The organism is Pseudoduganella violaceinigra DSM 15887, from assembly GCF_000425385.1.
Lineage (GTDB): Bacteria > Pseudomonadota > Gammaproteobacteria > Burkholderiales > Burkholderiaceae_D > Rugamonas > Rugamonas violaceinigra.
This window is the reverse complement of the sequence record NZ_AUDI01000001.1, coordinates 530,380-551,266: the sequence shown is the minus strand read 5'-3', so window position 1 is coordinate 551,266 and position 20,887 is coordinate 530,380. Positions and strand designations below refer to the sequence as shown.

The following is a 20,887-nucleotide window of genomic DNA, read 5'->3' as shown; positions in this document are numbered from 1 at the left end:
GTCCCCCGTGGGGTCAGGAAGGAAAGTGGACATTTTCAGTTCGGCAGTTGCGCAACTGATCATCAATAGGGAGAGACATGAGGCTTGACGAACTTGAGCGCGCCGTATTGGCGCACCGCGGCGAATTCCACTGCGCCCAGATTCGCGACGAGAAGAACAGCAGGCTGGTGCCATTCCTGCATCTGACCACACCAGCTGTCGAAACGGGGGACTTGCCGGACATCGGTAAGCTGCGCGAGTTCTACGTTACCTTTGGCAGTATCCGCTTTTACTGCGATCAGCAGAGCGGCGATTCGGCGCGCTACCTGGCGCCGGTGTCGGAGTGGCCCGAGCTGCAGGACAGCTTCATGGACTGGATCGATCCGCTCGACGACGATGAAACGGACGATGAATTTCCGCCACCTTGGGTACGCACTTGCCTGGTGATTGGAGAAACTCCGCGTTCCGGCAACTATATCCTGATGCCGACCGAAGGCCAGGAGGCCGGGCAGGTCTGGGAATTCGACCATGACGGCTACGAATTCAATTTCGCAGCTAAAGACCTGGTGGAGTACGTTGAACGCATGATGGCCCCGGACGGCGCCCGCCTGACCGACTTCGCCTCCAGCATGCGCTTTATCGAAGGGGACCGCTCTGTTCAGTGGTGGATCGAGGAGCTGCGCGACAACCAGGGGCGCGTGGTCAGCACTCACTCCTGAGCGCGTTTCAGGCGCGGCCCTTACGCCGGTAGACCGGCACAAACACATCCCATTTCTTGCCATACTGCGGATTGACGGACCGGCTGCACACCACGTCGACGCCGGTCCTGCCTGGGGCATGCCGGCTCGGATCGGTCCATTTTACGGTCAGCGGAACGGCGCATCGCGCCACGACAATGCGTAAATCGGGGCCACTGGTCTCCCAGTTTGTGTTTTGCGCCGCATTGGACCTGTTGACCCATGCAAGCGCTGCCTCGCGGATTTCGTAGAGCCCATGGATATCGCCCCGGCTGCGATATTGCTGATACAGACGCTGCATCTCCGCCTCCTCGCCGGCACGGCAAGAGGCAGCAAACACCATGAAGAGCAGGACCAGGAATAGGCGCATGGCTCAGGCGTCGGCGGGCGCCGCCGTCTTGCCCTTGAATTCGCACAGGTCGGCGATGACGCAGTTCCAGCATTTCGGCTTGCGCGCCACGCAGGTGTAGCGGCCGTGCAGGATCAGCCAGTGGTGCGCATCCATCAGGAATTCCTTCGGCACGAACTTCATCAGCTTTTGCTCGACGATGTCGACGTTCTTGCCCGGCGCGATCCCGGTGCGGTTGGAGACACGGAAGATATGTGTATCGACCGCCATCGCAATTTGCCGGAAAGCGGTATTCAGCACCACGTTCGCCGTCTTGCGCCCCACGCCCGGCAACTGCTCCAGTTCCTCGCGCGTCTGCGGCACCTCGCCGCCATGCTGCTCTACCAGGATCTGGCAGGTTGCGATCACATTCTTCGCCTTGGTCTTGTACAGGCCAATGGTGCGGATGTATTCCGTCAGTTCATCGAGCCCTAAATCAAGAATCGCCTGCGGGGTATTCGCCACCGGATACAGCTTGCGCGTAGCTTTATTGACCCCGACGTCGGTCGCCTGCGCCGACAGCAGCACGGCGATCAGCAGCTCGAATGGCGTGGTGTATTCCAGCTCGGTTTCAGGATTCGGATTGACCTCGCGCAGGCGAGTGAAGATTTCTAGTCGTTTGGCTGGATTCATTTGTTCTGGTCGCCCTCGCCACGTTTGCGGGCGCGTTCCATGGCGGCGGCGATGATCTGGCGCTTGCGTTCTTTTTCGGCTGCTTCCGCATCGTTTTCCGGCGACAGGCGCTCCACGGCGGCGGCTTTGGCGTGGGCCTTGGCGGCCAGGCGCGCGTCGTTTTCTTCGCGCTCGCGGATCAGGCGCGCCAGGCGGAAGTCGTGGCGCTCGCGCGCGTCGTCGGCTTGCGGCTGCGTCCACGCGTCCCAGCCGGTGGTCTCTGTCACGGGGTACATGACGATGCAGTCGACCGGGCAGGCCGGCACGCACAGGTCGCAGCCGGTGCATTGTTCCGGAATGATCGTGTGCATCTGCTTGGCCGCGCCCAGGATCGCATCGACCGGGCAAGCCTGGATGCACAGCGTGCAGCCGATGCACAGCGCTTCGTCGATGAAGGCGACCGCGCGCGGGCGCTCGAAGCCGTTGACGGGATTGAGCGGAATCACGGGACGGCCCGTAACGCTGGACAAGCGGCGTATGCCTTCGGCGCCGCCGGGCGGGCACTGGTTGATGTTCGCCTCGCCCGACGCAATCGCTTCCGCATACGGGCGGCAGCCCTTGTAGCTGCACTTCGTGCATTGGGTTTGCGGCAGCACGTCCTCGATGCGGTCGGCCAGGGTCTTCGGATCAGTCACGGTGAGAGGCGAAACGGTAAAACGCTATTATCCAATATCTGTGCAGCCCGTGCGGAAGTTGCTTCATGTTAACTTCTATGGGAACATGACGGATTCTTACATTGAATGGGAAACCATGCGTGTTGTGCGGATGATCGGTTGCATGCTGTGCCTTCTGCCCTTGTGGCAGGGACTCGCTGCAGCTGGAACGCCAGTGCGGCTCGCATCGAACGAATGGCCGCCATTCGTGACCGCATCCCTGCCGGATAACGGCGTATCCGGCGCCTATGCCGCCGCCGTGTTCGCGCGCATGGGCAGCGCTGCCAGCATCGAATACTTCCCGTGGAAGCGCACCATGGAAGTGGGCATGAATGATCCGCGCTATGCCGGCCTGCTGGCAGTGTGGCGCACGCCCCAGCGCGAGACGCAGTGCTATTTCTCCTCGCCGATCGGCGGCACCTTGAACGTGCTGGTTTATTTGAAAGAGGCGCCGGTGCCCGCGACCAGCCTGCGGGCCCTGGGCGAAGCGCAGATCGGCACGGTGGCCGGGTATTCGAACGGCGAAGAGTTCGACGGGCTGGTGCGGCGCGGCGCGCTGCATGTGCAGGAGGGCGTCAACGACGAGACCAACCTGCGCAAGCTGCTCAGCAAACGTTTCGACGCAATGCTGATCGAGAAGCGCGTGCTGCGCCACCTGCTCACGCATTTCCCGCGCGCCGAGCGTGAGCGCATCGCGATTGCTGAACACCTGTTCCATGAACGCACCGTGCATATCTGCTTCCAGCGCACTCCCGCTGGCCAGGCGCTGCAGCGCGCATTCAACGAGGCCGCGCACGAAGTCGACCTCCCAAAATTCGAACGCGACTACCTGCGCCGTCTCGACACGGATCGCCCAACGGTCAACTAAGCAATAAGGTCATACGAAATTATTCGTTTGCATTGCCGCCAATCGTCCTTACGCTGGGGCTTTTGACGGAGAAGTGCATGACAGAGGACGTTGACCGCGAATGGGCGGAATTGCTGTCGCCCCGCAGGCGCAAGCTGTTTGCGGCGGCGGCGGGTGTGTTGGCGACACCGGCATTGGCCCAGAGCCCGTGGGGCTATGAAACGTACAAGCAGGCGACGCCGCGCCCGAACAGTGTGCGGCCTGGCGAGCAAAGCTTACCTGCCAAGCCGCGCGCCTACACCGACATCGAGAGCTACCACGCCCACATCTATTTCGATGAGGACAGCCACCAGAAGGCTGCCCTGATCCGCAAATGGGTGGCGGAGCGATTCAAGGTGGAGCTTGGCGACTGGAATCTGGAACCGCGTGGTCCGCACGTCACGCCTTCCTTTTATTTCGGCTTCACGAATGAGCTGTTGCCGGTCATCGTGCCCTGGCTGCAGCTGAACAGCCTTGGGCTGACCATCCTGATCCACCCGAATACCGAAGACCCGCGCGCGGACCATTTGTACTATGCGCTGTGGGTGAACCGTGCGCAGCCCGTGAATGGCTACGGCATCCAGAAGCCAGGGCCGGGCGAGCCGCGCGTCGAGCAGATTTTTCCGAACACGCGGCCTTCGGTGGCAATTGAAAAATCGTCCTAGGCTTTGCGCCGTTCCGCAATTTCGAAGATCGCCATCCCGGCCAGCATGGCGACGAAGAAGATCCATGGTTTGGCGCCGCCGCTGGCCAGCGAGGTGACGGCCGGGCCGGGGCAGTAGCCAGCCAGCCCCCAGCCGATGCCGAAGGCCAGGTTGCCCAGCACCAGGCGGCGGTCGATATCGCGTTTGGTGGGGATGCTGATCGGGGTGCCGAGCATGGCGCGCTGGCGCTTGCTGGCGAAGCGGAAGGCGACGGTGCCGACCAGCAGGGCGCCGGCCATCACGAAGCCCAGCGAGGGATCCCACTTTCCGAACAGGTCGAGGAAGCCGATGATTTTTGCCGGGTTGGTCATGCCGGAGACGACCAGGCCAATTCCGAACAGCAGGCCGGCCAGCAGGGAAGCCACGATGTTCATGCCAGGCTCCTTGCGATGGCGACCGTTGCGAAGCCGGCGACCATGAAGCACAGCGTCGCCACCAATGAGCGGGGCGACAGACGTGACAGGCCGCAGACGCCGTGGCCGCTGGTGCAGCCGGAACCATAGCGCGTGCCAACGCCGACCAGCAGGCCGGCAATGGCCAGGGTGCCCGTGCCGGCATCAACCTGCACCGTGGGCAGTGCGGCGAATAGGCCGTATGCCAGCGGCGCGGCGGCCAGTCCTCCCAGGAATGCGAGGCGCCATGCGCTGTCGCCGCCCTGGCGCCGCGACAGCAGGCCGCCGAGGATGCCGCTGATGCCGGCAATGCGGCCGTTGACCAGCAACAGCATGGCTGTCGCCAGTCCGATCAGGATGCCGCCTGCCAGCGGCGCGTAGTAAGCACTCATTCGCTTCACTCCTTGGGACAATAAAGTTTGTACAGCACCTGCAGCACCGCCATCGCTTCCGCGCTGGCAATGCTGTAAAAAATCTGCTTCCCTTCGCGCCGCGTCGCGACCAATTCCCCGTTGCGCAGCACGGTCAGCTGCTGCGACAGGGTTGGCTGCGCGACCCCGGTTGCCGCCTCCAGTTCGCCCACCGAGTGCTCGCCCTGCACCAACTGGCAAAGCAGCAGCAGGCGGTCCTGGTTGGACAGGGTTTTCAGCAAGCCGGAGGCGCGGCCGGCAGCGGCCTGCAAGGCCACGGGATCAATCTTCATAATATATAAAAAAGTATACTGTAGGGCGAAATAAAAGCCGGGTGCGCAGGCCCGGCCGGCTTGCAGGGCAGGGCCCCTCAGCCGTGTTTCTTGATAAAGTTTGCGATGCGCGGGCAGACCGTCTCGCGCCAGCGGCGGCCGGAAAAGATGCCGTAGTGGCCGGCGCCCGGCACCACGAAGTCTTCCTGCATATTGGCCGGAATGCCGGAGCACAGGTCGTGCGCCGCCTGGGTCTGGCCGGCGCCGGAAATATCGTCCAGCTCGCCTTCCACGGTCAACAGCGCCACGTTCTTGATATCCTGCGGGCGCACGAACACGCCGTCCACTTCCCACGTGCCTTGCGGCAGGCGGAATTCCTGGAAAACGGTCTTGATCGTGTCGAGGTAGTATTCGGCCGGCATGTCCAGCACGGCGTTGTACTCGTCATAGAATTTGCGGTGGCTTTCCGCCGGTTCGTCGTCGCCGCGCACCAGGTGCATGTAGAACTCGCGGTGCGATTGCGCGTGGCGGCCCGGGTTCATGGCGATGAAGCCCGCATGCTGCAGGAAGCCGGGGTAGACCTTGCGGCCGAAGCCCGGGTAGTTTGGCGGCACCGCGTAAATGACGGTGTTTTCGAACCAGGAGAATTTCTTTTCCACGGCCAGGTTATTCACCTGGGTCGGCGACTTGCGCGGATCGATCGGGCCGCCCATCATGGTCATGGTTTTCGGCAGCTTGGGATCGTTGGCGGTTGCCATCAGCGAGATGGCCGCCATCACCGGCACGGTCGGCTGGCAGACGGAAATCACATGCAGATCCGGCCCCAGGGCGCGGATGAATTCCTGCACATACTTCACGTAGTCGTTCAGGTGGAACGGGCCTTCCGACAGCGGCACCAGGCGTGCATCGATCCAGTCGGTGACGTAGACGTCGTGCTCGGACAGCAGGGCTTGCACGGTATCGCGCAGCAGGGTCGCATGGTGGCCGGACAGCGGCGCCACCAGCAGCACGGTCGGTTGCTTGAGCGCCTTGAATTCCTTCTCGCTCATGTCCTTGCGGAAGTGCAGCAGTTTGCAGAAGGGTTTGTTTTCCACGACCCGTTCGACAATGTGGATCGGCTTGCCATTGACCACAGCCTGCTTGATGCCGAATTCCGGTTTCTCGTATTCCTTGCCCAGGCGGTACATCAGCTCATAGCCCGCGGCGATACGCTGCGAGAATGGGGTATGGGCGAAAGGCGAGACAGGGTTGGTGAACAGCTTGGACGAGGCTTCAGCCCACTGCATCAGGGGATGGAGGAGCGAGCGTTGCATTTCGTGCAATTGGTAAAGCATAATATGTCCCGCCGAAAATGTGGCAATGCGCAAAGATGGTTCAATTATAGGCCATTTATACATGACCTACAGCATTCCGCAATACCTCCCAGAAAGTACATAAACGACGGCCAAGATCCGATGATCCCAACATAATACGTGCATGAATACAAAAAAAGCAGCGTTTCCGCTGCTTTTTTGTAGGATACATCCGAAGAATCGGTCGGATCAGTCGAACACCGGCGTTTCAACGCCGAGAACCTTGTGGAGTTTTGGCGACGTTGTGGTGTACTGCATATGGATTTTCTTGTCCGGGAAGATGTATGGTGCAGCGCCGAAAGCGGCCAGCGCGGCTTCGTGGAAGCCCGACAGGATCAGCTTTTTCTTGCCGGGATACGTGTTGATATCGCCCACGGCGAAGATGCCCGGCACATTGGTCTCGAACTTCTCGGTCGAGACCACTTTCAGCTGCTTGCGCTCGATATCCAGCCCCCACTCGGCGATCGGGCCCAGTTTTGGCGACAGGCCGTAGAACACCAGCAGCATGTCCAGCGGCACGCGGCGGGTCACGCCGTCGGCGCCGGTCACGCGCAGTTCGGACAGCTTGCCCTCGGTGGTTTCGATGCCCGATACCTGGCCGATGATCAACTGCATTTCGTATTCGTCGCACAGCTGCTTCATCTTGGCCACGGAGGCCGGGGCGGCGCGGAAGTCATCGCGGCGGTGCAGCAGCACCACGGATTCGGCCTTGCCGACGAAGTTCAGCGCCCAGTCCAGCGCGGAGTCGCCGCCGCCGCAGATGACCAGGTTTTTGCCTTCGAATTGGGCCGGGTTTTTCACGCGGTAGAACAGCTGCGAGCCTTCGAAGGCGTCGATGCCGTCCACCTTCATGGTGCGCGGCTGGAACGAGCCCACGCCGGCGGCGATGAAGATGGTCTTGGTGATGAATTTGGTGCCCAGCGAGGTTTCCACGTCGAAGCGGCCGTCTTCGCGCTTTTGCACCACGGTCACTTCCTGGCCCAGGTGGTAGGTGGCGCCGAACGGCTCGATCTGCTTCAGCAGGCCGTCGGTCAGTTCCTGGCCGGTGCACGATGGAATGGCTGGAATGTCGTAGATCGGCTTGTCCGGATACAGTTCCACGCACTGGCCGCCAACGGCGCTCAAGGAGTCGATCACGTGTGCTTTGATTTCCAGCAGGCCGAGTTCGAAGACCTGGAACAGGCCGACTGGGCCGGCGCCGATGATGACTGCATCGGTCTCGTGGAGACCGCCTGGTGGGGTGCTGACGACATTCATAATGATTCTCATTCCATCTGAATAAGCGAACACCGCGTCAGGCGCGGTGTTGCACGTTGAATAACAGGCTGCGTGAGGCGCTTAGCGCTTCAGCAAATGGGCCTTTTCCTTGACGTCCTTGAACTGCTCGGCTTCCGGCAGGGCAGGCTTGGTCTTGGTGATAGAAGGCCAGTTGCGCGACAAATCAGCATTGATCTTGATGTATTGCTGCTGGTCGGACGGCACGTCTTCCTCAGCGAAGATGGCGTTGACGGGGCATTCGGCCACGCACACGGCGCAGTCGATGCATTCGTCAGGGTCAATGGCCAGGAAGTTCGGGCCTTCGCGGAAGCAATCTACCGGGCAAACATCGACGCAATCGGTATAGCGGCAGGCGATGCAGGATTCGGTGACAACGTGGGTCATAACAGTCCTATCTATGTTGGAGCGCTGGAAAAAGCTCAGCAAAGCACTGTATTTTAAGGCAATCCGCTATTTCTCACAATTCGGGCTTAGACACAATGTAAATAAGCAAATTCGTGGATTGCGTGAGACAACGGCGCTTTCAGGCAGCGGAACGGATCAAATCGAGCAGATGTTGCCAAGGCGGGGCGCCGGTCTCGACAAAGCTTAGGCTATGCCGTCGACGGCCATCGTCGACCGTGATCGTCCAGTGGCCCAGATCGGCCCCCACCACAGCTTGGGAATGATCGTTAGATGCGAAGAAACCGCTGGAGGCGAGGGCCGCCTCCAGCGCAGGACCGGCTGGGCTTGCATCCGTGTCCACTTCAAAGTGTTGGCTGAGGCCGGCAAAACCGCCCCCGCCGGTGGCGGTGATTTTCATTGTGCGACGGTTAGTCCCCCGTGGCGGGTTCCGTAGGTTTTACACCAGGCGGCCAGGGCCTGGCGTTCGGCAACGAGCACGCCTTCCAGGTCGAAGTACTCGGCGTGGTTCATGGTACCGCAGCAGGCGCGGCGGTCCTGGCGCGCGTCCGGCGCGTCCTCCACCATGGCCGGCAGTTCCAGGTTTTGCGGCTGGTCTTCGGTCAGCGGCACCGGCGAAACCACGACTTCGCGCAGTGCAAAGCGGTTGCGGATGAAGTTGGCGTATTCGACCGGCTTGCCGTCTTCCTGCACGATGCGCAGCATCTGGTTCACCACGTCGGCGTATTTGGCGTTGGCATCGGGCGATGCTATCAGTGAGCGCAGCACCAGGCTGCACAGATAGCCCGCCACGCCGTGCAGGCAGGCAGCGTCGTCGCGCACGCCGGGCGCCCGCTCGACGGAGAAGATATCGGCCAGGATGTCGTAGATGGCGCCCGTGAACACCTGCGAAATAGCATGCACCTCGTTGCCGGTTTCGGACAGCTTGAGGTCGTTGTCCGCATTGCGCAGGCCGTTCGGGCGGCCGAGCGCCAGGCCGAACTGTTCGGCCATATCGGCCAGGAAGGTCTTGTCGTGCAGGTCGGCCTTGGTCTGGGCGATCACCGCTTCCACCTGGTCGAGCTGGGACAGGGCGACGAAAATCGCCGTCAGGTCGCCGAACGATTCGTGCAGGCCGCCGGTCTGCGGCGGCGCGCTGTTGAGGATCCATTGCGGTTTCAGGCCGTCCAGCACGGCGTGCCCCGTTTCGTGCGAAACGATATCGAAGGAGCGGCAGGTGAACACGCGCTCCGCCGCCCCGGTTGGCACGAAGTCGCCGAATTTCAGCGCGCGGTCGTTGCGGCTGTAGTAGGCGTTCATGACGTTCGGCAAGCCGTGCGGAAACACTTCCAGCGGGTCGGTGTTGTTGCCGCTGTTCCAGGCCCAGGGCAGGGGCGCGCCCTGGTCGGCGCGCGACAGCACGCGCTGGTACATGGTCAGGGTCATGCGCACCACGGCGAAGGCGTGCACGGCGTCGAACTGGTCGGTATCGGGCGCCATGATGAAGTCGCCGAAGGCATTCGGGCTGACCGGGGCGATGCCGGGCTTGCCGTAGGTGATGCGGGCGTCGCGCGGGCCTTCCAGGATCACGCCCGGCAGGAAAATCTTGCGGGCGCCAAGCTCGGTGACGGAGGGGTCCTGCTTCCAGATCAGCATGCGCGCACCGGCGGGCGGTGCGGCGGCGGGACGGGTGGGAAAGGCGCTATCTTTCAGGCGTGGCAGGCTGGGCTGTTGCAGCAGTTGCGCGGATTTGCGATGCGCGCGATATAGGGCGGAGGGCGTCGGCACAAAGCTGACAGGCATCGTCATGCACATATTCTCATCCATAATCACTCTCCCAAGGGCGGTTGAATGGCCATGGTTACCCTGTCCGCGACGGCGCCCTTTGATCCTGCGCAAAGGCGTGTGCGTTAAAATAGCGCCTTTGTGCTTTTCGATTAGCAGAGTATGGCGGACATCAACATCACCCAGGCCCACAGCCTGGAACCTGCGCAAGCGCGCGCAGCAGCAGAACAAGTGGCACAACGTATCGCCAAGGAATTCGACCTGGCTTGCCAATGGCAGGGCGATACCCTGAAGTTTGGCCGCAGCGGCGTGGAAGGCACGCTGACCCTGGCCGACAGCGCGGCCCATATGAATATCAAACTGGGCTTCCTGATGGGCGCCTTCAAGAGCGCCATTGAAGGCAAGGTGGCCGAGAAGATGCGCTCGGTATTCGCCCCGGCTTAAGCCAGAGCGATCGCCGCGCGCACCAGTTGCAGGGCGGTCGCGTGCTTGAGCGGAGTGTCCCTCCGCAATTCCCTCGTACGCAGTTCATACTTGCCGCCGCCGGTCATGCGCGGCTCGATATGCAGCAGGCGCTTGCCATGCCAGATACCGAGCAGGACGCGTTCCGCTTCGGCGCGGATCAGCAATACTTGATCCGCTCTTCCAGTGCGGGCGCGGCTTCCTTCACCGCCGCACGCAGCGCTGCCGTGAAGTCGTGCCCGCCACATAGGCGTCCGCATTCTGCGCCGGAATACCTTTCTTCATCGTTGTAGTTCCTTGCGCAGCGATGTGGCGGCACGGCAGGCCGCGTCCGCCTCGCCAAACTGGCAGGCTTTCTTCAGCGCTTCCAAGGCTCGTTCCTTGTTGCGGGGATCACTTTTGTCGCGGCTCAGGATCAAACCGCGCATCGCGCATCCCCAGGTGTCCTTGGCGGCGCAGGTGCGTTCGAAAGTGCGTGCAGGACAGCTTGCCGCCTTCGGAAAATCCTTCGACGTGGGCATCATCCTGGTGGCGCGGTTGGTGCAGCCAGAAGGGATTCCCAAGCGGCAGGCCCGCTGGAACAACACGTCCGCAGCCTTCTCATTGTCCGATGCGCTTTGCACCGCATTCCCCAGCCAGTAGCAATGCTCGGCTTCACCGGCTTTGCAGGCTGCGAGGCAGGCTGCCTGGCTTTGGGCGGATTCGCATTGTTGGCGCACGTCGCTCCTGTATTCATGCGCGTGTGTAGTGGGCAGCAGGTCCGCCGGGCACGTTGCCAGGTCGGCGGTCCAGTCCCGGTTGGCATTTACCTCGTTGACCAGCGAGGCAGGCGCCGCCTGGGCCCATGCTGCGGGCTGCGCTAGCCAGAACAATAGGAGAAGCAACTGTCTCATGCATCCCCCAGGAAGCGGTGTAACACGTAGGCGTCAACCAGTCCACGTTCCTTGTTACGGAATGCCTGCGGCAAAGTGCCGGCGATCTTGAAGCCCAGCTTGCGGTATAGCGCCATGGCCGCTTCGTTCGTGCTGACGACGTAATTGAACTGCATTGCCAGAAATCCTTCGCCTCGCGCCTGCGCCAGGCTGTGTTCGACCAGCGCGCGGCCGATGCCTTTGCCTTGCGCCTGCGCCGCTACGGCATAGGTGGCGCTGGCGACATGGGCGCCGTGGTCCGGGTAGTTCGCGCCCATCTTGTACATGCCGACGATTTGCCGGCCTTCGCAGGCGACGTAGGCGGGGTGGTTGCTGAACCAATGCAGCTGGAAAGTCGATTTTGCGAAACCCGCCCCGAAAGGAAAGGCGTCGCCGCCTTCAAGCAGAGGCTGGAAAATCTCCCACATGGCGTCCAGGTCGTCCGCTACTGCGGGACGGATCAATGCTGGCGTGCGCGGGGATGCCGTGCTGCGTAATTCTGGTGCCATGCGATTCAATGCAAAAGATAGGCTTGCGAAAAGCGCAACTCTAGCATGGAACGATGACTATCGCGGAAGCGAGCGGGAAGTTGAATGGGGCGAACACACTGAAGACGATCAGTAAGCCACAGCCGGTCTGAGAACCTTTCAGCTACGCGGTAGCCGCGAAGGTCTGGGCGAATTAAGGACGGGAACCAGCAGCCAGCGCAATGCGGCCTGGGTGGCTCCCGCGAGGGGATTACTTCAGGCTTTCGATCAGGTCGATGTACTGCTGTTTCGCGTCGTCCTGGCTGGTGCCGGCCAGTGCCGCCCATGCGTCGAACTTGGCGCGGTTGACGAAATCGGTCATGCCTGGACGCTCGCCGGTGGCGTCGCCTGCCGAACCTTGCTTGAACAGGGCGTAAATCTTCAGCAGGGTCATGTTGTCTGGGCGTTCCGGCAGGTTCTTGGAATCGGCCATTGCTTGGTCAAACTGTTCTTGCAGGCTCATGTTTTACCTCGGTTTAGGTGTGTGATGTGAGTGATGCGCAATCATACAAAGAAAAGTACTGAATCCTTAGAGTATAGGCTCCAATTACCTTCCTTTCGTCACGACGGTGGGCAGCGACCATGGCCCTCCGGGTGCGATCAGCCTGCACATGCCGGTGGTGGATTGTTCGATGATCTCAAACGACTTGCCGTTCCAGCCCCGGGTGATGGAGGACCAGCAGTCGCCCAGCCCGCGGCCCTTGTGCTGTTCGCGGATGGTGGCGGTATCCGAATCGGTGCCGCTGGTCGTCACCAGTACTGGCTGGAATGGCGGGCGGTCGTTGACGATCCAGTAGCCGCCCCCGGCATTGTAGGCGGCGCGCCAACAGGCGATGTGTGCCAGCATTTTGGACGGTGAGAGCCGCACCGCCGTCAGGGCGGTCACTTCGCGCTCATCGAACAGCTCTTCGCAGTCCTCTTGCGTGGTTGATGCGCGCAAAGCTTTCATCAGGGCCTTTTCATGGCGGGCGGCGAAGCCCGCGTCGCCGGCCTGCGCCTTGGGTATTGGTGCCGGGGTGAAGCTGGGCACCGGTACACCAGGCGGAACATTGGTTTCCGGGTTCTTGCCCTTGCGGACCAGGGCGCCAATGGTGCCGAGCCGGCCCTGGTATTCATCCATTTTCAACAGCACCGCCGCTGCGCCCTGGTCGGACAATTGCCAGACGTGATCCCCGAGACTCATTTCGATCTCCGCGTTTCCGGGCAGCGCGGCCAGCAGGGCATTGACCTGTTGCTGCGACAGCTCCGTTGTCGGAGCCTCCCGGTCGAATGCAAGCGTGCCGAGCTCCTGGCCGTTAATGGAAAGCTCAAGACTGAACTTTGCCGGCAAGGTATCGACCACTGCGTCTTCGCCATACTTGGCAAGTCTGACGGTTGCTCTGACTGGCTGGCCGGGGCCTGCCGCGCGCGTCAGCAGGACGGAGACGCCATGCTCGCCGCCGTCGCCGCCTCCATAACCGGCGGCGCGGCAGGTGCCGGTGTTATCGCAGGCGAGCTCCCATTGGTTGCGGGAGAACTGCAGACCGGTGGGGCTGAAAGCGGCAGCAAACAGAGGGAAAACCGCTGTAACGAGGGCGAGAAAGGTGCGCATGGATCGAATGGCCTGGTGTGGAAAAGTGCGGCGCAGAATAGAAAACGGCGGTTCAAGGCAAGCCGCTCAGGCCAGCCTTGAACCGCCGTTCTGGCGGTATGCCCGAAGAATTACTTCTTCTTGGTTGGGTTCACAGCGGCTTTCAGGGTTGCGCCAGCCGAGAACTTAGGGGTCTTGGATGCAGCGATCTTGATCGCTTCGCCGGTGGCTGGGTTACGGCCTTTACGGGCGGCGCGCTTGGCGACGGAGAAAGTACCGAAACCGGTGATGCCAACGGTGTCGCCCTTTTTCAGGCGCTCGGTAACGATCGCGATCAGGGTGTTAATTGCTTCGTTAGCGGCTGCGCCAGACATTTCGGTGCGCTTCGCAAATTCTGCAATCAGTTCGCCTTTTTTCATTACTACCTCCTTGGTTAATGGAGCGCGCAGATTAGCACATTAATTGAAAAAAGTGTGCACCCTTTTTTGAAGAAGACCATATAGTGACTGGCTCGCCACGAAATTGGGGCGGATTTTTGGCGGAAGCTTGAATAGTTTAAGCTTTTGCGACGCTCCGTCCCAAGTCGTAACGTCACTGCGCGGAGCCTTCAACGGCGGCGTTTTTTCCTGCCTGGACGTTGAAACCGGCGTTCATGCTGGCGTTTGCGGAGGCGCTTTTCGGCGCCGGCTGCGAGGCCGATTGGCCGTCGCTGCGGGGCGCCTTGCCCCCGGATGCGGAACCGCTGGCCGTGCCGTTTGCCTTGCCGTGCGCCGCGCCGCTGGCACCGGAACGGTTGGCCGATGCATTGGCGGAGCCGCCCGACGCGCCGTCCGCACCGAGGTCGACGGCGTTCGTGCCGCGCGCCAGGCTGGCGCCCAGCCCGGACGCGCCATTGGCTTTTCCAGCGGCCGAACCGGATTGTTCGCCGCCCGTCGCGGCACTATTTGCCACACCGCCTGGTGCTCCGTTTGCCGTGCCTTGCGCGCTGCGGGCTGCTGCGGCAGCGTGGCGCGCCACCTTGCCATCGAGGGCGGACGCTCCGTCCGCGCTGCCCGCGATGCCGCTTTCGGCACGATTGACTGCAGCATTCGCGGCGCCGTTGGCACCGCCGGCCAGGCTGCCCGCTGCGCCATGGGCGGCACCATCGGCATTGCCGCCGGCAGCTCCTGCGCCATGCGCCAGGTTGCCGGCCAGGCCGGCCGCGCCACTTGCCGCGCCGTTCGCCTGCATGCCCTGCTGGGCGGCGCTGCTTGCGGCGGAATCCAGCGCGGCCGCAGGCGAAGCGCTTGCGCCGGCATTGCCTGCAGCCGTGCCGGCGATATCGGCGCCGGCACGGCTGCCGCGCATGGTGCTGCCGGTCACGTTGCCAGCCATGCCGCCAGCCATCCCGCCGCGCATGGCGCCCATATTGCCCCCGAGCGCGCCGCCGATATTGCCGCCCAGCGCACCGCCGAGCGGACCGGCCTGGGCGATGGAGGCGGCGCTGGCGGCAGTGATCAAGGCAGCGCGGATGATGGTTGCGATATTGGTTTTCATGTCAGTTCTCCTTAGTCTGGCCGCGGGAAATCCGCCGCTTTCATACAGAGAACGAGTGGGATTCGGGATTTCTTCCATCCCTCGAAAAATATTTTTCAGCGGAATGCGGACGGCGCGACGCGCAGGTTTTCGCCGACCAGCCCACGGCCGGTTCCTTCGCCGCCTGGCGTGGCGGCGGCGGTCAGCCAGGACAAGGCTTGCGCGGCCTGCGCCACGGACGGCGAGGGCAGTTTGGGCGCCAGCAGCGCCGCCACCAGCGGTGCGGCGAAACTCGTTCCGCGCACCAGCTTATAGGGCGGGCTGCCGATAGCCGCTGCTGCCATCTGGCTGCCCGGCGCGGCGAACATCACTTGCGGACCGCGCGCAGCTTCCGGCAGGGGGCGGCGCTTGGGATCGACGCCGGTGACGCCGACCACTCCGGGATAGCTGGCCGGATATAGCGGCGGCGCCGCAGGACCGTCATTGCCGACCGCCGCCACCAGCAGGTGGCCGCGCGCCAGCATGGCCTGCACGGCGCGGCCCAGCATCTGGTTGGGCGGGCCGACCAGGCTGATATTGATGACGCCCACCTGTTCCTTCGCCAGCCAGGCCAGCGCCTGCACGATCTGGCTGGCCGATCCTCCGGTGGGCTGGTCGCAATAGATGTCGGCTGCGTACAGCGTGGCGCCAGGCGCGGCGCCGCTGAAGCGCCCGGACCTGCCGACCATCAGCGCGGCGACCGCCGTGCCGTGCGGCGCCGGCATGGCGGCGCCGTCGCATCCCCAGTGTACGATGCGGGCTTCCCGGAATACTTCATGCCGTTCATCGACCCCGCTGTCGACCAGGCCGATGCGTCCGCCCCCGCCGGCCCCTGTGCCGGCGGCGGGCATGGCGGCCGCGCCGGACCCGCCGGCCGCAGCGCCTGTATAGACGTGGTTGAAATCGTAGACGCCGTCCGGATCGGCCGCGCGCAAGGCGGCCAGCGCGTCGGCTGTGGCGACGCCTTCCGGTACCCGTAATGCCAGTAGCACCTGCCCGATTTCGGCCATCTCCCGCCGGCTGGCTACTTCCAGCCCGGCGGCGGCTGCCGCGGCAAGGCCGGCGGCGGACGGCGACCAGGCCAGGATCTCGCGCCGTACGATCGGCAAGCCGGAGGGATCCGCTTCCAGCTGCGCGCGGTGCCGCTGCATCAAATCGCCGATGGCGGCCTGGCGCAGCTGATCGAGGGGGAGCTTGCCGGGCAGTTCGGCGGTATCCAGCAGCCGCTCACGCAGCCTGTCGCGCAGCATGCCGCTGTCCCCCAGGCGCGCGGGCAGGCCGCCGGGCAGCTGCGGCAGGCCGATTTGCGCCGCCGCCGGTCCGGCGCCGGCCAGCAGACCGAGGGCAAGCAGCAGGCAGCGGCAAGGATGCAACAGGGGATGAGAAGGGCGCAGGCTTGGCATGGTCGGATGATAATATAGGCAATCGGTATCTATTCTGTATTAACGATGGACAGTGGGAATAAAATCCCCACCCCGTTCGTTATCCACCCTATGATGGACAACGATACAGCCCTGCACGACGAAATCGCCACACTGCTGCCGCGACTGCGGCGCTTTGCCCGTACGCTGGCCTGGCACCGCGAGGATGCGGACGACCTGGTCCAGCTCTCCGTGGAGCGCGCTATCGTGCACAGCAGCTCCTACCAGGCCGGTACCCGCCTGGACAGCTGGCTGTTCCGCATCATCAAGAATGCCTGGATCGACGAAGTGCGCGCCCGCTCCCGCCGCAGCGACCTGTTCGCGCCGGAAGAGGAGGGGGCGCATGTGGGCGACGACTTTGCCGAAGCCCACCAGCAGCGCATGGCGGTGCAAAAAGCGGTCAGCCTCCTGAGCGAAGAGCACCGTCTGGTGGTCGGCCTGGTGCTGGTGGAAGGCTTGCCGTATAAAGAGGCTGCCGAGGTGCTGGATATTCCGGTCGGCACCCTGACCAGCCGGCTGGCGCGCGCCCGGGGCGCGCTGCAAGAACTGTTATCGGATCAAGCGAGGACCGTATGAAGAGTTTTTCCGACGAAATCCTGATGGCTTACGCCGACGGTGAACTGGACCAGGCCACCCGCCATGCGCTGGAGGAAGCCATGCGCAAGGACGCCGCGCTGGCGCACCGCGTGGCCCAGCATAAATTGATGCGCAACGACATCTTTGCCGCCTACGCGCCGGTGGCGGAGGAGGCGGTGCCGCCGAGGCTGGCGCAGCCGCTGCGCCAGGCCACCGTGGTCAGCCTGGATTCCGTGCGCGCCCGGCGCGAGGCGGAACAGCAGGCGGCACGCAAGGCCAGCCGCGGCCGACGCTGGTCATGGCCGGAATGGGGCGCGCTGGCGGCGATGCTGATGCTGGGCGTGATGGCCGGACATTACGGCCTTGGCATGCTGCCTGCCGAGCAGGGCGAAACGGTCGCCAGCCGCGACGGTGTGCTGGTGGCGCAGGGCCGCCTGGCGGCAGCGCTGGAACAGCAACTGGGCGGCAGCGGCGGGCCGGTGCGCATCGTCAGCAGCTTCCTGGCTCAGGATAACAGCTACTGCCGCAGCTTCATGACGGCCCAGGATATGTCGGGCCTGGCCTGCAAGCAGGGCGGCGCATGGAAGGTGCAGCTGGCGGTGCAGGGCCAGGGCAGGGGGCAGCAGGGGGAATACCGGCAGGCGGCGGCCGAGATGCCGGCGCCGGTGCAGGATGCGGTTGACCAGCGCATTGCCGGCCAGCCGCTCGATGCGAAAGCGGAGCAGGAGGCGGTGCAGCGCAAGTGGCAGCGCTAAGCCCCTGTCGCGAAAGGGGAATTAAACGCCCAGCAGTTCCACGTCGAAAATCAGGGTGGCGTTCGGCGGGATCACGCCGCCGGCGCCGCGCGAGCCGTAGCCCAGGTCGGCAGGGATGATCAGCTGGCGGGTGCCGCCCACTTTCATGCCTTGCACGCCTTCATCCCAGCCGCGGATTACCATGCCGGCGCCCAGCGCGAATTCGAACGGGTCGTTGCGGTCCTTGGAGGAATCGAATTTCGGGCCCTTGCTGCCGTCGTCGTTGCGCAGCCAGCCGGTGTAATGCACGGTGACGTTCTGGCCGGCCTTGGCTTCGGCGCCTTCGCCAACCTGGATCTCGTCGTATTGCAGGCCGGAGGCGGTGGTGGTGATAGTCATGGGTCAGTCCTTATGAATGAGGGATTTAGGCCGCGATTGTAGTGCATCTCAGGAGGATATCCCCTAAATGTTGTCGGCATTAACTGAATACAAGTGGTTTGACCGTAAAATACTGGTTGGCTTAACCAATAAGCGAGTTTTCATGTTCCGCAGTATCCGTAGCGCAGTAGTATTGTTTGGTTTGCTGGCAGGCGTGCAGTCTGCCCAGGCAAACGTTGTTGTCGTGCTCAATTCGCGCGACGCCACGGTCCAGTTGCTGGACCAGGAGAGCTACAAAAGCCTGCAAACCTTCCCGGTGGGCAAAGAACCCCACCACCTGATGGCCACCCCCGATAACAAGTCGCTGATTGTCGCCAGCGCCGTGGGCAATGAACTGCTGTTCCTCGACCCGGTCTCCGGCCAGGTGCAGCGCCACGTCAAGGATATCCTCGACCCCTACCAGATCGGCTTTTCGCCGGACCAGAAATGGTTCGTGGCGACCTCGCTGCGCCTGCACCGGCTCGATATCTATTCGTATAACGGCAAGGAAATGACCCTGGCCAAGCGCATCCCGCTGCCAAAACTGCCCAGCCACGTCGCCTTCGACGCCAAAAGCAGCACGGTGTTCGTGACCCAGCAGGGCAGCGACCAGGTCAGCGCCATCGACTTGAAGACGCAGAACGTGCTGTGGACCATCCCGGTCGGCAAGCTGCCGGCGGGGATCGCCATGACGCCGGACGATAAATACCTGCTGGTCGGCATCATGGGCAGCGACTATGTCGAGGTGATTGACTGGCGCACCCGCAGCACCGTCAAGCGCATCAAGGCCGGCGCCGGCACCCACAATTTCCGTGCGCTGGGCGACGGCCGCTACACCTATGTGTCGAACCGGGTCTCCAACACCATCAATATCATCGACCAGAAGACGCTGGAAAATGTCGGCACCATCGACGTGCCGGGCGGCCCGGATTGCATGGAAATCACGGCCGACCGCAAAACCATGTGGGTCACGCTGCGCTGGATCAAGAAAGTGGCGGTGATCGACCTGCCGTCGCGCAAAGTGGTCAAGCTGATCCCGGTCGGCCGCTCGCCGCACGGCGTCTTCTTCGCCAATTCTTCCGCGAGGATGTAATGCGGCGCGGGGCGTGCGTGCTGGTGCTGGCCGCTGCGGCGGCCACCGCTGCGGTGGCGGCGCCGCCGCCGCAGTGCCGCGGCACGGTCTACCTGACGTTTGACACCGGCAGCCAGTCGCAGGCGGAACTGATCGCCGCCGTGCTGGCGCGGCAGCAGGTCAAGGCCACCTTCTTCCTGGCCAACGAAAAGACCGTCAAGGGCGACTACAGCCTGGACCCGTCGTGGCAAGCCTATTGGCGTGCCCGCGTGGCCGAGGGGCACGCTTTCGGCAGCCATACCTTCGACCATACGTATTTCGTGCGCGACGCCGCCAACGGCAGGATCGCCGTCAAGCCGCAGTTCGGCGCCCATGCCGGCAAGACGCAGGACTGGACGCCGCAGCAGTATTGCGACGAGCTGCGCCGCGTGGACACCCGCTTCAGGGAGCTGACCGGCAAGCCGCTCGACCCCTTCTGGCGCGCGCCGGGTGGCAAGACCAGCGCCCGCACGCTGGCGGCGGGCAAGGCCTGCGGCTACCAGCACGCGGCATGGGCGCTGCCGGCCGGCTTCTCGGGCGACGAGCTGCCGGTGGAGCGCGCGTCCAATGCCGCCCTGCTGCAAGGCGCGCTGGACGGCCTGCGCGACGGCGACATTTTCATGGCGCATATGGGGATCTGGTCGCGCAAGGACCCCTGGGCCCCCGCCAACCTGGAACCACTGATTGAGGGCTTGAAGCAGAAAGGCTTCTGCTTCGCCACCCTGCGAGAACACCCGGACTACCGCAAATGATTCAATTTTTCATCGACCTGCTGGGCCAGGCCCAGGGTTGGCTATTCGAGAACGCCATCCAGCCGGTCATCTATTTCACCGGCATGGGCGATATCACCGAGGAGGCCTTTGAGGGCACGGAATGGCTGCTGATCGGCATGGCCGAGCTGTTGCTGATCTTCCTCGTGCTGCGCCCGCTGGAAGCGGCCATCCCGGTGCACCGCTTCACCGACCGGCGCGCCCGCTGGAACGACTTCATCTACACCGTGATCCACCGCGTCGGCCTGGTGCCCCTGGTGCTGTTCTTCACCCTCGATCCGGTCATGGACGCCATTTCCGGCGCCCTGCACATGGAAGGCGTGCAGCCCTTCAACCTGGAAAACCTGGTCCCCGACATGCCGCCGCTGGCCAGTTTCGCCATCTACCTGCTGGTGCTGGACTTCGCCGACTACTGGTTCCACCGCGCCCAGCACAAATTCAACTGGTGGTGGGGCCTGCACAGCCTGCACCATAGCCAGCAGAACATGAACCTGTGGAGCGACGACCGCAACCACCTGCTGGACGACCTGCTGCGCGACATCGTGATGGCGGTGCTGGCGCTGGCGATCGGGGTGCCGCCGGGCCAGTACATCCTGCTGGTGTCGCTGTCGCGCATCGTGCAAAGCCTGCAGCACGCCAATGTTCGTATACACTTCGGCCGCATCGGCGAACGGCTGCTGGTGTCGCCCCGCTACCATCGCATGCACCACGCCATCGGCGTCGGGCATGAATCGAAGGGGCAGGGCACGCTGGGCGGTTGCAATTTCGCCGTCCTGTTCCCAATTTGGGACATTATTTTCCGCACCGCCAATTTCACGCCCCGCTTCGAAGCGACCGGCGTGCGCGACCAGCTGGCGGGCCGCGACTATGGCCGCGGCTTCTGGTCCCAGCAATGGCTGGGCCTGAAGCGCATGGTCGAATATATGAGAAAGAAACCGGGTTAAT

29 protein-coding genes are annotated in these 20,887 nt (G+C 63.2%); 9 read left to right on the top strand and 20 right to left on the bottom strand.

Annotation, left to right across the window (positions count from 1 at the left end; translation table 11 throughout):
* Positions 1–77 precede the first annotated feature (77 nt).
* Positions 78–698 (top strand): SMI1/KNR4 family protein, encoded by a 621-nt coding sequence (locus H597_RS0102585; protein ID WP_028100745.1) that lies wholly within the window; start codon positions 78–80, stop codon positions 696–698.
* Between the two features lie 7 nt (positions 699–705).
* On the opposite strand, the gene H597_RS29495 is transcribed toward H597_RS0102585, so the two are convergent.
* Genes H597_RS29495 through rsxB form a run of 3 tightly spaced genes read right to left on the bottom strand, consistent with a single transcriptional unit; the run spans position 706 to position 2,411 of the window.
* Entirely contained in the window at positions 706–1,086 is a 381-nt protein-coding gene (locus tag H597_RS29495; protein WP_051293476.1) for a hypothetical protein, read from the bottom strand.
* Between the two features lie 3 nt (positions 1,087–1,089).
* Complete coding sequence (gene nth / locus H597_RS0102575; RefSeq protein WP_028100744.1) at positions 1,090–1,737, bottom strand: endonuclease III; 648 nt, start codon at positions 1,735–1,737, stop codon at positions 1,090–1,092.
* Positions 1,734–2,411 (bottom strand): electron transport complex subunit RsxB, encoded by a 678-nt coding sequence (gene rsxB / locus H597_RS0102570; RefSeq protein WP_028100743.1) that lies wholly within the window; start codon positions 2,409–2,411, stop codon positions 1,734–1,736. Before rsxB ends, nth begins: the two co-directional genes overlap by 4 nt.
* 85 nt (positions 2,412–2,496) lie before the next feature.
* Here rsxB and H597_RS0102565 point away from each other — a divergent pair, with 85 nt between their 5' ends.
* Entirely contained in the window at positions 2,497–3,297 is an 801-nt protein-coding gene (locus H597_RS0102565; protein WP_229632074.1) for a substrate-binding periplasmic protein, read from the top strand.
* Between the two features lie 77 nt (positions 3,298–3,374).
* Positions 3,375–3,980, top strand: coding sequence for a DOPA 4,5-dioxygenase family protein (locus tag H597_RS0102560; RefSeq protein ID WP_035372876.1), 606 nt, complete (start codon positions 3,375–3,377; stop codon positions 3,978–3,980).
* On the opposite strand, the gene H597_RS0102555 is transcribed toward H597_RS0102560, so the two are convergent.
* The 8 genes from H597_RS0102555 to H597_RS0102520 all read right to left on the bottom strand — a co-directional run bounded on the left by H597_RS0102555 (position 3,977) and on the right by H597_RS0102520 (position 9,931).
* Positions 3,977–4,393: a YeeE/YedE family protein gene (locus tag H597_RS0102555; RefSeq protein ID WP_028100740.1), complete on the bottom strand. Its 417-nt coding sequence runs from the start codon at positions 4,391–4,393 to the stop codon at positions 3,977–3,979. The two genes, H597_RS0102560 and H597_RS0102555, sit on opposite strands and share 4 nt — an antisense overlap.
* Entirely contained in the window at positions 4,390–4,803 is a 414-nt protein-coding gene (locus H597_RS0102550; protein ID WP_028100739.1) for a YeeE/YedE family protein, read from the bottom strand. Before H597_RS0102550 ends, H597_RS0102555 begins: the two co-directional genes overlap by 4 nt.
* Before the next feature lie 5 nt (positions 4,804–4,808).
* Positions 4,809–5,114, bottom strand: coding sequence for an ArsR/SmtB family transcription factor (locus H597_RS0102545; RefSeq protein WP_028100738.1), 306 nt, complete (start codon positions 5,112–5,114; stop codon positions 4,809–4,811).
* A gap of 77 nt (positions 5,115–5,191) precedes the next feature.
* Entirely contained in the window at positions 5,192–6,427 is a 1,236-nt protein-coding gene (locus tag H597_RS0102540) for a polyhydroxyalkanoate depolymerase (RefSeq protein WP_028100737.1), read from the bottom strand.
* 207 nt (positions 6,428–6,634) lie between these two features.
* A complete protein-coding gene (locus H597_RS0102535) occupies positions 6,635–7,702 on the bottom strand; it encodes an NAD(P)/FAD-dependent oxidoreductase (protein WP_028100736.1) in 1,068 nt (355 codons plus the stop codon).
* An 81-nt stretch (positions 7,703–7,783) separates the two neighbouring features.
* A complete protein-coding gene (gene fdxA, locus H597_RS0102530; protein WP_028100735.1) occupies positions 7,784–8,107 on the bottom strand; it encodes a ferredoxin FdxA in 324 nt (107 codons plus the stop codon).
* A gap of 139 nt (positions 8,108–8,246) precedes the next feature.
* Positions 8,247–8,525 carry a protealysin inhibitor emfourin gene (locus tag H597_RS0102525; RefSeq protein ID WP_028100734.1) on the bottom strand — a complete coding sequence of 93 codons (279 nt, stop codon included), beginning with the start codon at positions 8,523–8,525 and terminating at the stop codon, positions 8,247–8,249.
* A complete protein-coding gene (locus H597_RS0102520) occupies positions 8,522–9,931 on the bottom strand; it encodes a gluzincin family metallopeptidase (RefSeq protein WP_035372875.1) in 1,410 nt (469 codons plus the stop codon). Before H597_RS0102520 ends, H597_RS0102525 begins: the two co-directional genes overlap by 4 nt.
* 120 nt (positions 9,932–10,051) lie before the next feature.
* Here H597_RS0102520 and H597_RS0102515 point away from each other — a divergent pair, with 120 nt between their 5' ends.
* Positions 10,052–10,333 (top strand): polyhydroxyalkanoic acid system family protein, encoded by a 282-nt coding sequence (locus H597_RS0102515; RefSeq protein ID WP_028100732.1) that lies wholly within the window; start codon positions 10,052–10,054, stop codon positions 10,331–10,333.
* Here the strand turns inward: H597_RS0102515 and H597_RS35595 are convergent.
* The 8 genes from H597_RS35595 to H597_RS0102475 form a co-directional block, all read right to left on the bottom strand.
* A complete protein-coding gene (locus H597_RS35595; protein ID WP_051293475.1) occupies positions 10,330–10,518 on the bottom strand; it encodes a hypothetical protein in 189 nt (62 codons plus the stop codon). The genes H597_RS0102515 and H597_RS35595 overlap by 4 nt on opposite strands.
* Before the next feature lie 114 nt (positions 10,519–10,632).
* Positions 10,633–11,244, bottom strand: a complete 612-nt coding sequence (locus H597_RS0102505; protein ID WP_154667917.1) for an SEL1-like repeat protein — start codon at positions 11,242–11,244, stop codon at positions 10,633–10,635.
* Positions 11,241–11,771 carry a GNAT family N-acetyltransferase gene (locus tag H597_RS0102500; RefSeq protein ID WP_051293474.1) on the bottom strand — a complete coding sequence of 177 codons (531 nt, stop codon included), beginning with the start codon at positions 11,769–11,771 and terminating at the stop codon, positions 11,241–11,243. Before H597_RS0102500 ends, H597_RS0102505 begins: the two co-directional genes overlap by 4 nt.
* Positions 11,772–12,000: 229 nt before the next feature.
* Positions 12,001–12,252 carry an acyl-CoA-binding protein gene (locus H597_RS0102495; RefSeq protein ID WP_028100729.1) on the bottom strand — a complete coding sequence of 84 codons (252 nt, stop codon included), beginning with the start codon at positions 12,250–12,252 and terminating at the stop codon, positions 12,001–12,003.
* 84 nt (positions 12,253–12,336) lie between these two features.
* On the bottom strand, positions 12,337–13,380 hold the full coding sequence (locus H597_RS0102490; RefSeq protein ID WP_028100728.1) for a DUF1176 domain-containing protein: 1,044 nt from the start codon (positions 13,378–13,380) through the stop codon (positions 12,337–12,339).
* A 110-nt stretch (positions 13,381–13,490) separates the two neighbouring features.
* Positions 13,491–13,778: an HU family DNA-binding protein gene (locus H597_RS0102485; RefSeq protein ID WP_028100727.1), complete on the bottom strand. Its 288-nt coding sequence runs from the start codon at positions 13,776–13,778 to the stop codon at positions 13,491–13,493.
* 172 nt (positions 13,779–13,950) lie between these two features.
* Positions 13,951–14,895: a hypothetical protein gene (locus H597_RS33045; RefSeq protein WP_051293473.1), complete on the bottom strand. Its 945-nt coding sequence runs from the start codon at positions 14,893–14,895 to the stop codon at positions 13,951–13,953.
* Between the two features lie 95 nt (positions 14,896–14,990).
* Positions 14,991–16,316 carry a S8 family serine peptidase gene (locus H597_RS0102475; RefSeq protein ID WP_083940909.1) on the bottom strand — a complete coding sequence of 442 codons (1,326 nt, stop codon included), beginning with the start codon at positions 16,314–16,316 and terminating at the stop codon, positions 14,991–14,993.
* A gap of 90 nt (positions 16,317–16,406) precedes the next feature.
* Between H597_RS0102475 and H597_RS0102470 the strand changes: the two genes are divergently transcribed.
* Both H597_RS0102470 and H597_RS0102465 read left to right on the top strand, forming a co-directional pair.
* On the top strand, positions 16,407–16,910 hold the full coding sequence (locus H597_RS0102470) for an RNA polymerase sigma factor (protein ID WP_028100725.1): 504 nt from the start codon (positions 16,407–16,409) through the stop codon (positions 16,908–16,910).
* Positions 16,907–17,665, top strand: a complete 759-nt coding sequence (locus H597_RS0102465) for an anti-sigma factor (RefSeq protein WP_028100724.1) — start codon at positions 16,907–16,909, stop codon at positions 17,663–17,665. Before H597_RS0102470 ends, H597_RS0102465 begins: the two co-directional genes overlap by 4 nt.
* 21 nt (positions 17,666–17,686) lie before the next feature.
* Here H597_RS0102465 and H597_RS0102460 read toward each other — a convergent pair whose 3' ends face one another.
* On the bottom strand, positions 17,687–18,043 hold the full coding sequence (locus H597_RS0102460) for an FKBP-type peptidyl-prolyl cis-trans isomerase (protein ID WP_028100723.1): 357 nt from the start codon (positions 18,041–18,043) through the stop codon (positions 17,687–17,689).
* A 142-nt stretch (positions 18,044–18,185) separates the two neighbouring features.
* Here H597_RS0102460 and H597_RS0102455 point away from each other — a divergent pair, with 142 nt between their 5' ends.
* The 3 genes from H597_RS0102455 to H597_RS0102445 are packed head-to-tail and all read left to right on the top strand — an operon-like array spanning position 18,186 to position 20,886.
* Positions 18,186–19,154, top strand: a complete 969-nt coding sequence (locus tag H597_RS0102455) for a YVTN family beta-propeller repeat protein (RefSeq protein WP_028100722.1) — start codon at positions 18,186–18,188, stop codon at positions 19,152–19,154.
* On the top strand, positions 19,154–19,924 hold the full coding sequence (locus H597_RS0102450) for a polysaccharide deacetylase family protein (RefSeq protein ID WP_028100721.1): 771 nt from the start codon (positions 19,154–19,156) through the stop codon (positions 19,922–19,924). The genes H597_RS0102455 and H597_RS0102450 overlap by 1 nt, the downstream gene beginning before the upstream one ends.
* Positions 19,921–20,886 carry a sterol desaturase family protein gene (locus H597_RS0102445; RefSeq protein WP_028100720.1) on the top strand — a complete coding sequence of 322 codons (966 nt, stop codon included), beginning with the start codon at positions 19,921–19,923 and terminating at the stop codon, positions 20,884–20,886. Before H597_RS0102450 ends, H597_RS0102445 begins: the two co-directional genes overlap by 4 nt.
* Position 20,887: the final 1 nt, after the last annotated feature.